Genomic DNA, 13,811 nt, shown 5'->3' on the forward strand with positions numbered 1-13,811 from the left:
GCGCCTGCTACGACGTCTGCCCCGTCGCCATCAACATCCCCCAAGTCCTCGTCCACCTCCGCGAACGCGTCGCCCAGGGCGCCACCACCACCCACCACGGCCAACGCGTCACCATCAAACCCGCCAAAGGCCACGCCGCCGAACGCGCCACCATGCGCGCCGCCCGCTGGACACTCGACCACCCGGGCGTCATGCGCCAGGGCCAGCGCCTCGCCACCCGCACCCGACACCTCCACCCCCAACGACTCCCCGGACCCGCCAAAGCCTGGACCACCACCCGCGACCTCCCCACCCTCCCCCCACAGACCTTCCGCGACTGGTGGCAACACAACAAACACAACCACCCGCAGACCAAGGAGAACGGCCAGTGACCTCCCGCGACACCGTCCTCACCCGCATCCGCAACGCCCTGGGCACCACGTCGGACAGCCCGGCACCGGCCACCACGTACACAGCACGCGACTACCTCACCGTGCACGCCGACCGCACCCCGGACGAGACCGCCGATCTGCTCGCGGACAACCTCGCCGACTACCGGGCCCACATCCACCGCACGGATCAGGCGGGGCTGGCACCCGCGGTGGCGCGGCTGCTGGCCGAGCGGGGTGCGCGGACGGCGGTCGTCCCGGCGGGGGTCCCGAGGGAGTGGCTGGCCGGGATCGGCGGGACACGGTTGCTGGACGACGTACCGCCGCTGACCGCGGCACAGTTGGACCAGGTCGACAGTGTGATCACCGGCTGCGCCCTGGCTATCGCCGAGACCGGCACCATCGTGCTGGACGCGGGCGCCGACCAGGGGCGGCGGATTCTCACGCTCGTCCCCGACCACCACATCTGCGTCGTGCGGGCACCGGATCAGGTGGTCGCGTCGGTCCCCCTGGCCCTCCCCCGCCTGGACCCCACCCGGCCCCAGACCTGGATCTCAGGCCCCTCCGCCACCAGCGACATCGAACTCGACCGCGTCGAAGGCGTCCACGGCCCCCGCACCCTGGACGTCATCCTCGTGGGTCCGCCGCCGAGCGGCTGACCTTCAGCGCCCACACCACCAGAGGGATCTGGACAGGGAGCCGGGCGTAGGCCGCGGCCTTCAGGGGTGCGGGGCGGTGCCGCCAGTCGTAGGCCATCTTGACGTTGGCGGGGAAGACGGCGGCGAAGAATCCGGCGGTGACCAGGGCGCCGGTGCGGCGGGTCGCGGGGAGGGCGACGGCGGCGGCCAGCGCGAGTTCGGCGACGCCGCTGGCGCGGGTCCAGGCGCGGGGGCTGCCCGGAAGGGACTCGGGCACGATCGCCTCGTACGGTCCGGGGGCGAGGAAGTGGGTGGCGCCGGCTCCGGCGAGCAGGCCGACGAGCAGTCGAGTGGAACGTGCGGGCACCGGGCACCTCCTGAGCGGGCGGGCGATTCCCGCCGCACTCTCACCTTACCCATGAGTAAGGTCGGGGCGGCGGCCCCTTCCGCGTTACGAGGCGGTGGTGGCGAGCTGCGAGTCGCGCCGTACGAGCGCGGCGTAGCGACCGTCCTGGGCGAGCAGTTCGTCGTGCGTGCCGCGCTCCATGATCCGGCCCGCGTCGAGGACCACGATCTGGTCGGCGTCGCGCACGGTGGACAGCCGGTGGGCGATCGTGATGGTGGTGCGTCCCGCGGACAGCGCGTCGATCGCTTCCTGGACGTCGTGTTCGGTCCGGGTGTCGAGCGCGCTGGTGGCCTCGTCCAGGATGAGGACGGGCGGGTCGCGGAGGATGGTGCGGGCGATGGCCAGGCGCTGCTTCTCGCCGCCGGAGAAGCGGTAGCCGCGTTCGCCGACGAGGGTGTCGTAGCCGTCGGGCAGCCCGGAGATGTGGTCGTGGATCTGGGCGGCCTTCGCCGCGGCGCGGATCTCGTCGTCGGTGGCCTCGGGCTTGGCGAAGCGCAGGTTCTCGGCGACCGAGGCGTGGAAGAGGTACGTCTCCTGGGAGACGACGCCCACCGCGTCGGCGAGGGTGTCGAAGGTGAGGTCGCGTACGTCGGTGCCGTCGAGCGTCACCTTGCCGCCGGTCACGTCGTACAGCCGGGGCACCAGGTAGCTCAGGGTGCTCTTGCCGGAGCCGGTGGCGCCGACGACGGCGAGGCTGCTGCCCGCGGGGACGGTGATGTCGATGTCGCGCAGGGTCGGCGCGCCGGACTCGGGGTCGTAGGCGAAGTCGACGTGCTCGAAGCGGACGTCGCCGCGTACCCGGTCCAGGGTCCGGGCGTCGGGGCGCTCGGTGATGTCGACGGGCAGGTCGAGGTATTCGAAGATGCGCTGGAAGAGCGCGAGCGAGGTCTGGACGTCCACGCCGGTGGACAGCAGCGACACGGACGGGCGGAAGAGGCCCTGCTGGAGCGAGACGAAGGCGACGAGGGTGCCGATGGAGACGGCGGGCGCGCCGTTGGACATGGTCAGACCGGCGGCCCAGTAGAGCAGTGCGGGCATCGCCGACATGACGATGCCGATGGTGGACATCCGCCAGCGGCCGGACATGCTGGAGCGCACTTCGAGGTCGACCAGGCGCTCGGACTCGGTCGAGAAGTCGCGGGTCAGGGAGTCGGAGCGGCCCATGGTGCGGCCGAGCAGGATGCCGCTGACGGACAGCGACTCGGTGACGATCGCGGACATCGAGGCCATCTGCCGCTGCCGGTTGGTGGCGATCCGCTTGCGTTCGCGGCCGACCCGGCGGGCGATCCAGACGAAGAGCGGGAGCAACAGCAGCGAGACGACGGTCAGCCGCCAGTCGAGGGCGAGCATCGCGATGACGGAGGCGATGACCGCCGTGAGGTTGGAGACCAGGGAGGTCGCGGTCGAGGTGACGGTGGCCTGCATGCCGCCGATGTCGTTGGCGATCCTGGACTGCACCTCGCCGGTGCGGGTGCGGGTGAAGAAGGCCAGCGACATGCGCTGGAGGCGTTCGTAGACGGCGGTGCGCAGGTCGTGCATGACGCGCTGGCCGACGGTGGTGGAGATCAGGGTCTGGAGCACGCCGAAGACGCCGGTGGCGACGGCGGTGGCGATCATGCCGAGGGCGAGCAGGCTCAGCAGGCCGGTGCGGCCCTGCGGTATCGCGGTGTCGAGGATCGCCCGCAGCAGGAACGGCGAGGCGACCGAGACGAGGGAGGAGAGGCCGACCAGGGCGCCGACGACGGCGAGGCGGCCGCGGTAGGGACGGAAGAGCCGCAGGATGCGGCGCATGTCGACGGGGGTGTCGGGCTTCTTCTTCGGTGGTGTCCACCGGGAGGCGAGTTCTCGTTCGTGATCGGGGCGCAAAGGACTCCTTGAGAGTTCAGGCAGATGCTGATATTGGGAGTATAGGTCATTGTTACCTATGCTCACAATGGACATGATCCTGATACGCTCGTCACATGGAATCCCGTACGACAGCCGTGCCGCCGGGCCCGGTGACCGCCGGCCTCGCCACGACCGCGCCGGACGAGATCACCGGGCGGCTCGCCGACCAGCTCATCCGGCTGAGCCGCCGCCTGCACAAGTCCCAGCGCCACCTCATGGAGCCGCTGGGGATCACCCCGGCCCAGGCGCGGCTGCTGCGCACCCTCGCGCACTGCGACGAGCCGCCGCGGATGGCCGATCTCGCCCAGCGCCTGGAGGTCGTGCCGCGGGCCGTGACGACCCTGGTGGACGCGCTGGAGGGGCTGGAGCTGGTACGGCGGGTGCCCGATCCGAGCAACCGCCGGGTGATCAGGATCGAGCTGACCGAGGCGGGCGGCGCCGCGCTGCTGGAGCTGCGCGGGGCCCGCCGTACGGCCGCCGCCGAACTGCTGGCCCCGCTCGACGACGGCCAGCGCGCGGCACTCACCGCGCTGCTGGCCGTACTCGACGAGGAGGCGCCGCACGGCGGCGGCCACCGGCCGTCGCGCTGAGCGGCGTCCGCGGGCTCACTCGGCCAGGTCCGCCGGGGCGGTCTGGCCGCCGATCTGCGGCCCGACCTCGGCGGTGCAGGCGCTGCACCGGCGGGCGGCGGTCGGTATCGCGGTCAGGCACTCGGGGCACTCGCGGACCGGGGCCGCCGCCGCCTTGGGGAAGAACCTCTCCTGCATGCGGTTCATCGGCAGGACGACCAGGAAGTAGATCACCGCGGCGACGATCACGAAGCTGATCACCGCGTCGATGAAGGCGCCGTAGGGGAAGGTCACGCTGGAGACCGTGAACTTCTGAGTGGCGAAGTTGCCCGTGGCGCCGGAGGCCAGGCCGATGAGCGGCGTCAGGAACGCCTTGACGAAGGCGGTCACCAGAGCGGTGAAGGCCGCGCCGATGACGATGCCGACCGCGAGGTCGACGACGTTGCCGCGGAGCAGGAACGTCCGGAAGCCTCTCATGGGTGGGGGGTCCCCTCTGTAGTCAGGAATTGGAACACCACAGTGTGCCGGTCCTCACCACAGAGGGGTAATCGGTCGATGATCAGATCAATTACGCCAGGTGTCGTTGAGTGTGACCGCCCCGCTCGACGGGACCGTCGCCGTCCGGTTGGCGCCGGATTCCCACGTCACGTTGCCGCTTCCGTCCTTCCGTATGTACTTGTACTGGAACGAGGTGCCCGCGGGCATCGCCACGTTGAGCTTCCAGACCGGGTAGCTCGCCGAGGACAGCAGCAGGGCGCTGCCGGTGTTCCAGTTGCCGAGGGTGGAGTTGTCGCCGACGACGTAGATGTTCTGGCCGAAGACCGTGGTGGCGTTCACCGCGAAGGACGCGGCGGACGACGGGTTGGTGCTGCCCCCGGTGCTGCCGCTCGTGGTGCCGCCGTTCGTGGTGCCGCCGTTGGTCGTGCCCCCGTTCGTCGTGCCGCTGCCGCAGGGCGCGCCGACGTACAGCGCGACCGCGTCGTTGGAGCCGATGGTGGCGGTGAACTTGCCGTCGGAGCCGACGGTGTAGCTGGTGCCGCTGTGCTGGACGTCGCAGTAGGAGCCGGCGGGCAGTGAGGTGGTGAAGGTCTGGGTGAGCGAGCCGCCCTCGTGGTTGATCGCCACATAGCCCTTGCTGCCGCGGCCGAACGCGATGGCGTTGTTGCCGTTGGACCACCAGTTGGTGACGGCGGTGCCGGAGACCGCGTTGCGGAAGCCGACCATGTTGGCGATCTGCGGCCAGGCGTGCTGGCACTTCCAGCCGTCGCTGTAGCAGGCGTTGACGGTGCCGCCGTTGGGCGCGCCGGCGTCGTTGTTGGAGAACTCGTAGCCGGAGTAGACGTTGGGCGAGCCGTACGGCCAGGCCAGCAGGTAGACGTTGGCGAGGGTGTACGTGGCGCCGTTCTTGTAGCTGAGGGTCGAGCCGTTGCGCTCGGTGTCCCAGTTGTCCACGAAGGTGCGGGCCTTGTCGCTCGACAGGTAGCCCGCGCCCCACGACGCGCCCCAGTTGCTGAGGGAGGCCAGCTTGTCGCCGGTGAAGATGCGCTTGAGGTCGAAGGCGCCCTGGAAGGCGTCCACGTCACCGGTGTTGACGTACTCGCCCGGCTGCACGGCCTCGCCCGCGCCGTAGATGGCCTCCTGGGCCCAGTAGATGCCCGGATTGCTGAGCTTGGCCTTGATGGCGGCCAGGTCGGTCTCGGCCATGTGCTTGGCGGCGTCCACCCGAAAGCCGTCGACGCCCAGCGCGATCAAGTGGTTGAGGTAGGCGGCGATGGTGCCGCGCACGTAGTCGCTGCCGGTGTCGAGGTCGGCGAGGCCGACCAGCTCGCAGTTCTGGACGTTGTTGCGGTCGCCGTAGTTGTTGATGTCACTGCGGCAGGTGTGGAAGTCCTGGTTCTGGTAGTAGCCCGGGTAGTTGTACTTGCTGTACGTCGTACCGCCCGTGCCGGTGCCGGAGCCCGACGTCATGTGGTTGATCACCGCGTCGGCGACGACCTTGACGCCCGCGCTGTGGCAGGTGCTGACCATGTTCTGGAACGAGCTCTCGTTGCCGAGCCGCCCGGCGATCTTGTAGCTGACCGGCTGGTACGAGGTCCACCACTGGTCGCCCTGGATCTGCTCGGAGGCCGGGGAGACCTCGACGAAGCCGTAGCCCGCGGGGCCGAGGGTGTCCGTGCAGGCCTTCGCCACGGAGTCGAACTTCCACTGGAAGAGCGTCGCGGTGACGTCCTTGCTGCCGGGCGGCGTGGCGTCCGCTTGTTGCGAGGAGAGGGCGAACAGACCGGCGGCGGCGACGATCGCGGCCAGCGCGCCGTTCAGGACGCGGGATCTCATGGGCGGCTCCTTCGGTGAACGGGCAGAGTTCTGCCCTCGAAGGCAGCCACGCGCCTGGCCGCCGGGTGGGGGGTGCGGGCCCCGTTGTCCTCGGGGCCCTCGGGTTCCGCCCAGGAGCTTCCCGCCGTGTGTGCGTACACGTCAAGATGTCGGCGGAAGAACTTTCGCTGTTTTGCTGCAAGTTGTTGCCGAAACACTCCTCCGCGGACCTCGGCTCGTTCCCGTCGCTCACCGGAAAACCTGTTGACCCGGTACGGGCCGCAAGACGAGCCTTGCTCCTCTCCGACCGGATTCCGGCGGGATGTCCGCACGGGCGGAGTCGTCAGGTACGCGGCTGCCCGCCGACATCTCGCGCGAACCTCCGGCGGCCGTATCCGCAACCCGCGGCCGTAGCCTCGTCCGCCGACGCTCGCTCACACCCGCACCGAACTCAGGACACCATGCCGTCCCTCCGTAAGCTCCCCCTGTCCGATCCGGGCGTCCCCGACGCCCGGACGGGATTCCGCTTCCTGCTCTGGCTGTCGTTCCGCGAGGGGAAGGGCCTGGCAGCCGCCACCGCGTGGGGCATCCTGCACATGGCGGCCGTCGCGTCGTTCCCCGCGGCCGTCGGAATGGCCGTGCAGTCGGTCGTGGACCGCTCGGGGTCGCGGCTGGCGCTGTCGGGCGGGCTGATGCTGCTGCTCGGCGTGCTCACCGCGCTCGGCGACACGATGCTGCACCGTACGGCCGTCACGAACTGGATCAGCGTCGCGGCGCGGGTCCAGCAGTTGCTCGCCGGTAAGACGGTCGAGCTGGGCTCGGTGCTCACCCGCCGGGTCGCTGCGGGCGAGGTCGTCGCGGTCAGCACCGGAGACGTGGAGAAGATCGGGTGGTTCGTCGAGGCGCTGGCGCGCTTCACCTCCGCCCTGGTCGCCACGGTCGGCGTGGCCGTCGCGCTGGTCGTCTACGAGCCCGCGCTCGGCGTGATCGTGGCCGCGTCCGTACCGGTGCTGGCGCTGGCCGTACTGCCGCTGCTTCCCGCCGCCACCAAGCGGGCCGACCTCCAGCGGGAGAAGGCGGGCAAGGCCACGGAACTGGCCTCCGACACCGTCGCCGGACTGCGGGTGCTGCGCGGCATCGGCGGCGAGGAGCTGTTCCTCGACCGCTACCGTCGCGCGTCCCAGCAGGTCAGGACCGCCGCCGTGCACAGCGCCCGGATGTGGGCGGCGATCAGTGCCGTCCAGGTGGTGCTGCCGGGGCTGCTGCTGGTGGCCGTCGCCTGGGACGGCGCCCGGCTGGCGATGGACGGCCGGATCTCGGTCGGCGCGCTGGTGACCGTCTACGGCTCGGTGGCCTTCCTGATGTTCCCGCTGCGGAATTTCGAGGAGATCGCCATGGCCTGGTCCTTCTCGCGGCCCTCGGCGAAGCGGGCCGCGCGCGTACTGGCGCTGACCCGGGAGACCGCCGGGGGCGCGGCCGTCTTCCCCGAGGGGAGCGTCGCTCCCGAGGAGGCGGGCGCTCTGGTCGGGGAGATGTACGACCCGGAGTCGGGGCTGCGCGCTCCGGCCGGGCTGCTGACCGCCGTGGTGTGCGGCGACCCGGACGCGGCGGGCGTACTGGCCGACCGGCTCGGCGGGCACAGCCCGGTCCGCGCCGAGGGCGAGGCGTCGGCGCTGCTGGGCGGGCGGGCACTGGACGCGCTGCCGCTCGCGGCGGCCCGCGCCGCCGTGCTCGTCCAGGACAAGGACCCGGTGCTGCTGTCGGGAACGCTGACGGAACTGCTGGGTGTGCCGTCCTCCGGCCGGGTCACGGCGGAGCAGGCCCTCACCGCCGCGCAGTGCGCGGACGTGCTGGACGCGCTCGCGCAGTCCGCCGCCGACCCCGCGGGGGTGGCGGGCGACCCGATGTCGGCGCGGATCACCGAGCGCGGCCGGTCGCTGTCCGGCGGCCAACGGCAGCGCCTGGCACTGGCCAGGTCGCTGATCGCCGACCCCGAGGTGCTGGTGCTCGACGAGCCGACCTCGGCGGTCGACGCGCACACCGAGGCCAGGATCGCGCGCGGCCTCAAGGAACTGCGCGCGGGTCGCACGACGGTGGTGCTCACGTCGAGCCCGCTCGTGCTGGACCGCGCCGACCTGGTGGTCTTCGTGGACGAGGGCACGGCGACGTCGGTCGGCGACCACCACGAACTGCTGCGCACCGACCCGCGCTACCGGGCGGTGGTGACCCGCGAGAGCGAGCCGTCCGACGACCGCGATCCCGGCCACAGCCCCGTCACCGCTGCCGTCGCGGGCTCCGGGGCCGTACCCCACACATCGATGGAGGAATCCGCATGATCGGCCTGCGACCGCCGGAGTACGACCCGGCCGCGCCGCAGCAGAGCGCCACGCTGCCGGTGGGCTCCCCCGCGACCGTGCGCGGCTATGTGCGCGAACTGGCGAAGCGGCATCGCGGTGCATTCGCCCTGCTGGTGACCGTCAACACCGTGTCGGTGCTGGCCTCGATGGTGGGGCCCTACCTGCTCGGCGGTCTGGTCGAGGACCTGTCGAAGGGCGACCGGGACATCCATCTCGGGCGGGCCGTCAGCCTGTTCCTGGCCGCCCTCGTGGTGCAGGCGTACTTCGTGCGGCTGGTACGGCTGCGCGGCGCGATCCTCGGCGAGGAGATGCTGGCCGATCTGCGCGAGGACTTCCTCGTACGGTCGGTGTCGCTGCCGCCGGGTGTGCTGGAGCGGGCGGGCACGGGCGATCTGCTGTCGCGGATCACGACGGACATCGACCGGCTGTCGAACGCGATGCGCGAGGCGGTGCCCGAGCTGGCCATCGCCGTGGTCTGGGCCGGGCTGCTGCTCGGCGCGCTGACCGTGACCTCGCCGCCGCTCGCCCTGTCGGTGCTGGTCGCGCTGCCGCTGCTGCTGGTCGGCTGCCGCTGGTACTTCCGGCGCGCCCCGGGGGCCTACCGCTCGGAGGCGGCGGGGTACGCGGCGGTGGCGGCGGCGCTGGCGGAGTCCGTGGACGCCGGCCGCACCATCGAGGCGCACGGTCTCGGTGACCGGCGAGAGAAGCTGTCGCGGCAGCGCATCGGGCAGTGGGTGGCGTGGGAGCGCTACACGATGTGGCTGCGCAGCGTGCTGTTCCCGGTGATCAACATGACGCACGCGCTGATCGTGGTCGCGGTGCTGATGATCGGCGGCAGCTTCGCCCTCAACGGCTGGATGACGGTCGGCGAGCTGACCACGGGCGCGCTGTACGCGCAGATGCTCGTCGACCCGGTGAACATGATCCTGCGCTGGTACGACGAGTTGCAGGTCGCCCAGGTGTCGCTGGCCCGGCTGGTCGGGGTGCGCGAGGTGGCCGAGGACGAGCCGGACCACACGGTCTCGCCCGACGGCCGCGAGATGGCCGCCGACCAGGTGCGGTTCGGCTACCGGGCGGGCAGCGACGTGCTGCACGGCGTGAGTCTGACGGTGCCGCCGGGTACCCGGGTGGCGCTGGTGGGCCCGTCAGGCGCGGGCAAGTCCACGCTCGGGCGGCTGCTGGCGGGGATCTACGCGCCGCGTGCGGGCGAGGTCACGCTGGGCGGGGCCCAGCTGGCCCGGATGCCCGCCGAGCGGGTGCGCGAGCATGTGGCGCTGGTCAATCAGGAGCACCACGTCTTCGTCGGCACGCTCCGCGACAATCTGCGGCTGGCGCGGACCGGTGCCACCGACGACGAGCTGTGGACGGCGCTGCGCGCGGTGGACGCCGAGGACTGGGGCCGCAATCTGGCGGACGGTCTCGACACCGAGGTGGGCTCGGGCGGCGCGGTGCTCACCCCGGCGCAGGCGCAGCAGCTCGCGCTGGCCCGGCTGGTGCTGGCCGACCCGCACACCCTGGTGCTGGACGAGGCGACCTCGCTGCTCGACCCGCGCGCCGCCCGCCATCTGGAACGCTCGCTGTCCCGGGTGCTGGACGGCCGTACCGTGATCGCCATCGCGCACCGGCTGCACACCGCGCACGACGCGGATGTGATCGCGGTGGTCGAGGACGGCCGGATCAGCGAGCTGGGCAGCCATCACCAGTTGGTGGACGCCGACGGTGCCTACGCGGCGCTGTGGCGGTCCTGGCACAGCTGACCGCGGTGATGTGGCGCGGGGCCCGGCGGCACTGCCGCCGGGCCCCGCTCGCGTGCGAGGGGTCCCGCGTCAGCCGAAGACGCCCAGCGCGCCGAGCGCGCAGCCGCCGCCCGCCAGGAAGAAGACCGGGGTGAGGACCTTGAGCTCCACCCAGCTCCCGGCCCGGAAGCGCATGAACTTCGGCGGTCCCATCGGGTACCAGCGGCGGCGGCCGATCGGGATCGGCCACAGGATCGGGCAGCCGGAGACGGTCAGCGCGTCACCGACGCAGTGCACGAGCGAGCCGAGCACGATGGGCAGCCCGATCCACAGGTAGTGCTGGCCGGGATCGGTGAACAGCCAGTCCTTGCCGTTGCCCGGATTGTCGAGCACGTCGGCGAGCACCCAGGCGCTGGTGGCGCCGAGCAGCCACACCAGCACATCACTGGACATCCGGGCCTGCCGCCACAGCAGTCCCTCGACGGCGAGCACCATGTGTATGAACAAGATGACCAGCACCACCCAGCGCCCGCCGTAGACCGCGCCGGCCGAGAAGCCGCCGCCGACCAGGACCGCCCAGAGCCAGGTGTGGGTGAGGGTGCGGTGGCCGCCCGCCCGTCGCGGGTCGCCCTGCATCCGGGTCGCCTTGTAGACGGCGTGCGCCAGGTGCTCGATGATCTTGCACAGCACGCGGGAGATCGGGCCGAACGCGCGCGAGATCGTCGCCGCCTGGTGGTCCAGGTCGGGGGCGAGCGCGGCACCAGCACAGATCAGCGCACCGACGACGAGCGTCGGCCAGGGCATGGCATGATCCACACCCGCCGCGACCGCTCCGACGGCCAGCCAGGCCGCCGCTCCCGAGAGTGAGTGCGCAGGTCCCATCATGGTGGTGCTCAGCCCCCTACAAGGCCGCCCGCAGGCGGAGTTGACGCATCGTTGACGGCACACCATATCGTTGATGATCACCGCGGCCCGCTCCGGTTCCGCCGCGCGCCGCCGGTACAGGCAAGATGGTGGGGTGACCCTTATCGATCAGATGCCTCCCGCCCCGGACCCCGATGCCCTCTTCGAAGCGTTTTCGACGTGGGCCGAGGGTCAGGGGATCACTCTCTATCCGGCGCAGGAGGAGGCGCTCATCGAGGTGGTCTCTGGTGCGAACGTGATCCTTTCCACCCCCACCGGATCGGGAAAGAGCCTGGTCGCGGCCGGTGCGCACTTCGCCGCGCTGGCCCGGGACGAGGTCACCTTCTACACCGCGCCGATCAAGGCGCTGGTGTCGGAGAAGTTCTTCGACCTGTGCAAGCTGTTCGGCACCGAGAACGTCGGGATGCTGACCGGTGACGCCTCGGTCAACCCGGACGCGCCGGTGATCTGCTGTACCGCCGAGGTCCTCGCCTCCATCGCGCTGCGCGACGGCAAGAGCGCCGACGTCGGCCAGGTCGTGATGGACGAGTTCCACTTCTACGCGGAGCCGGACCGGGGCTGGGCCTGGCAGATCCCGATCCTCGAACTGCCCCAGGCGCAGTTCCTGCTCATGTCGGCGACGCTGGGTGACGTCTCGCGCTTCGAGGAGGACCTGACCCGCCGGACCGGCCGGCCCACGGCGGTCGTGCGCTCGGCGACCCGGCCGGTGCCGCTGTCGTACGAGTATGTGACGACGCCTTTGACGGAGACGCTGACCGAACTGCTGGAGACCCGGCAGTCCCCGGTCTACATCGTGCACTTCACGCAGGCGGCGGCCGTCGAGCGGGCCCAGGCGCTGATGAGCATCAACATGTGCACCAAGGCCGAGAAGGACGCCATCTCCGATCTGATCGGCCACTTCCGCTTCACCACGACCTTCGGCCGCAACCTCGCGCGCTTCGCCAAGCACGGCATCGGTGTCCACCACGCGGGGATGCTGCCCAAGTACCGGCGGCTGGTGGAGAAGCTCGCCCAGGCGGGTCTGCTGAAGGTCATCTGCGGCACCGACACCCTCGGGGTCGGCGTCAATGTGCCGATTCGCACCGTGCTGTTCACCGCGCTCACCAAGTACGACGGCACGCGGGTGCGGACGCTGCGGGCGCGGGAGTTCCACCAGATCGCGGGGCGCGCCGGGCGGGCCGGTTTCGACACCGCCGGGTTCGTGGTGGCGCAGGCGCCCGAGCACGTCATCGAGAACAAGAAGGCGCTCGCCAAGGCCGGGGACGACCCGAAGAAGATCCGCAAGGTGGTCCGCAAGAAGCCGCCCGAGGGCTTCGTCAACTGGTCGGATCTCACCTTCGAGAAGCTGATCGCCGCCGAGCCGGAGCCGCTGACCTCCCGCTTCCGCGTCACCCACACCATGCTGCTGTCGGTGATCGCCCGGCCCGGCAACGCCTTCGACGCGATGCGGCACCTGCTGGAGGACAACCACGAGGACCGCCGCCACCAGTTGCGGCACATCCGCCGGGCCATCGCCATCTACCGCTCGCTGGTCGACGGCGGTGTGGTCGAACGCCTCCCCGATCCGGACGCCGAGGGCCGCATCATCCGGCTGACCGTCGAACTCCAGCAGGACTTCGCCCTCAACCAGCCGCTGTCCACCTTCGCCCTGGCCTCCTTCGAACTGCTCGACAAGGACTCCCCCTCCTACGCCCTGGACATGGTCTCGGTGGTGGAGTCCACCCTCGACGACCCGCGGCAGATCCTGGCGGCCCAGCAGAACAAGGCCCGCGGCGAGGCCGTCGCCGAGATGAAGATGGACGGTGTCGAGTACGAGGAGCGGATGGAGCGTCTTCAGGACGTCTCCTATCCCAAGCCCCTCGAAGAGCTGCTGTCGCACGCCTACGGCATCTACCGCCAGAGCCACCCGTGGGTCGGCGACCACCCGCTGTCGCCCAAGTCCATCGTCCGTGACATGTACGAACGCGCCATGACCTTCGGCGAGTTCACCTCCTACTACGAGCTGGCCCGCACCGAGGGCATCGTGCTGCGCTACCTGGCCGGCGCGTACAAGGCGCTGGAGCACACGGTGCCCGACGACCTGAAGTCGGAGGACTTCCAGGATCTGACGGCGTGGCTGGGCGAGTTGGTGCGCCAGGTCGACTCCAGCCTGCTGGACGAGTGGGAGCAGCTCGCCAATCCGGAGGTGGAGACGGCCGAGCAGGCGGCGGAGCGGGCCGACCAGGTCAAGCCGGTCACCGCCAACTCCCGCGCCTTCCGGGTGCTGGTGCGCAACGCGATGTTCCGCCGGGTCGAGCTGGCGGCGCTGGAGAAGTACCACCAGCTCGGCGAGTTGGACGCCGAGGCCGGGTGGGACGCCGACACCTGGGCGGAGGCGATGGACGCGTACTGGGACGAGTACGACGACCTCGGCACCGGTCCCGACGCGCGCGGCCCGAAGCTGTTGCAGATCGAGGAGCAGCCGGAGCACGGCTTGTGGCGGGTCCGGCAGACCTTCGCCGACCCCAACGGTGACCACGGCTGGGGGATCTCCGCCGAGGTCGACCTCGCGGCCTCCGACGAAGAGGGCCGCGCGGTGATCCGGCTGACCGACGTCGGCGAGCTGTGATCCGG

11 protein-coding genes are annotated in these 13,811 nt (G+C 71.0%); 6 read left to right on the plus strand and 5 right to left on the minus strand.

The genetic code is table 11. From position 1 onward, the window contains the following. On the plus strand, window positions 1-371 hold a 371-nt coding region (locus ABZX65_RS29535; RefSeq protein WP_355346607.1), incomplete at its 5' end, for a lactate utilisation protein LutB domain-containing protein. Beyond that, window positions 368-1,027, plus strand: coding sequence for an LUD domain-containing protein (locus ABZX65_RS29540; RefSeq protein ID WP_355346610.1), 660 nt, complete (start codon window positions 368-370; stop codon window positions 1,025-1,027). The genes ABZX65_RS29535 and ABZX65_RS29540, both read left to right, overlap by 4 nt. Here ABZX65_RS29540 and ABZX65_RS29545 read toward each other — a convergent pair. Next, on the minus strand, window positions 996-1,373 hold the full coding sequence (locus ABZX65_RS29545) for a hypothetical protein (protein ID WP_355346613.1): 378 nt from the start codon (window positions 1,371-1,373) through the stop codon (window positions 996-998). The two genes, ABZX65_RS29540 and ABZX65_RS29545, sit on opposite strands and share 32 nt — an antisense overlap. Window positions 1,374-1,457: 84 nt before the next feature. Beyond that, complete coding sequence (locus ABZX65_RS29550; protein WP_355346819.1) at window positions 1,458-3,203, minus strand: ABC transporter ATP-binding protein; 1,746 nt, start codon at window positions 3,201-3,203, stop codon at window positions 1,458-1,460. Window positions 3,204-3,373: 170 nt separating this feature from the next. On the opposite strand from ABZX65_RS29550, the gene ABZX65_RS29555 reads away from it, so the two are divergent. Next, on the plus strand, window positions 3,374-3,889 hold the full coding sequence (locus tag ABZX65_RS29555) for a MarR family transcriptional regulator (RefSeq protein WP_355346616.1): 516 nt from the start codon (window positions 3,374-3,376) through the stop codon (window positions 3,887-3,889). Between the two features lie 15 nt (window positions 3,890-3,904). Here the strand turns inward: ABZX65_RS29555 and mscL are convergent, their stop codons facing one another. Both mscL and ABZX65_RS29565 read right to left on the minus strand, forming a co-directional pair. After that, a complete protein-coding gene (gene mscL / locus ABZX65_RS29560; RefSeq protein ID WP_355346619.1) occupies window positions 3,905-4,345 on the minus strand; it encodes a large conductance mechanosensitive channel protein MscL in 441 nt (146 codons plus the stop codon). A gap of 87 nt (window positions 4,346-4,432) precedes the next feature. Beyond that, on the minus strand, window positions 4,433-6,202 hold the full coding sequence (locus tag ABZX65_RS29565; RefSeq protein WP_355346622.1) for a carbohydrate-binding module family 20 domain-containing protein: 1,770 nt from the start codon (window positions 6,200-6,202) through the stop codon (window positions 4,433-4,435). Between the two features lie 440 nt (window positions 6,203-6,642). On the opposite strand from ABZX65_RS29565, the gene ABZX65_RS29570 reads away from it, so the two are divergent. After that, window positions 6,643-8,517 (plus strand): ABC transporter ATP-binding protein, encoded by a 1,875-nt coding sequence (locus tag ABZX65_RS29570; RefSeq protein WP_355346625.1) that lies wholly within the window; start codon window positions 6,643-6,645, stop codon window positions 8,515-8,517. Beyond that, complete coding sequence (locus ABZX65_RS29575) at window positions 8,514-10,295, plus strand: ABC transporter ATP-binding protein (protein ID WP_355346627.1); 1,782 nt, start codon at window positions 8,514-8,516, stop codon at window positions 10,293-10,295. Before ABZX65_RS29570 ends, ABZX65_RS29575 begins: the two co-directional genes overlap by 4 nt. 69 nt (window positions 10,296-10,364) lie before the next feature. On the opposite strand, the gene ABZX65_RS29580 is transcribed toward ABZX65_RS29575, so the two are convergent. After that, complete coding sequence (locus tag ABZX65_RS29580) at window positions 10,365-11,159, minus strand: metal-dependent hydrolase (protein ID WP_355346630.1); 795 nt, start codon at window positions 11,157-11,159, stop codon at window positions 10,365-10,367. Window positions 11,160-11,292: 133 nt separating this feature from the next. Here ABZX65_RS29580 and ABZX65_RS29585 point away from each other — a divergent pair, with 133 nt between their 5' ends. After that, entirely contained in the window at window positions 11,293-13,806 is a 2,514-nt protein-coding gene (locus ABZX65_RS29585) for a DUF3516 domain-containing protein (RefSeq protein ID WP_355346633.1), read from the plus strand. The last annotated feature ends 5 nt before the right edge of the window (window positions 13,807-13,811 follow it).

Origin of the sequence: Streptomyces sp. NPDC003300, from assembly GCF_040610915.1 — a bacterium.
Classification (GTDB): domain Bacteria; phylum Actinomycetota; class Actinomycetes; order Streptomycetales; family Streptomycetaceae; genus Actinacidiphila.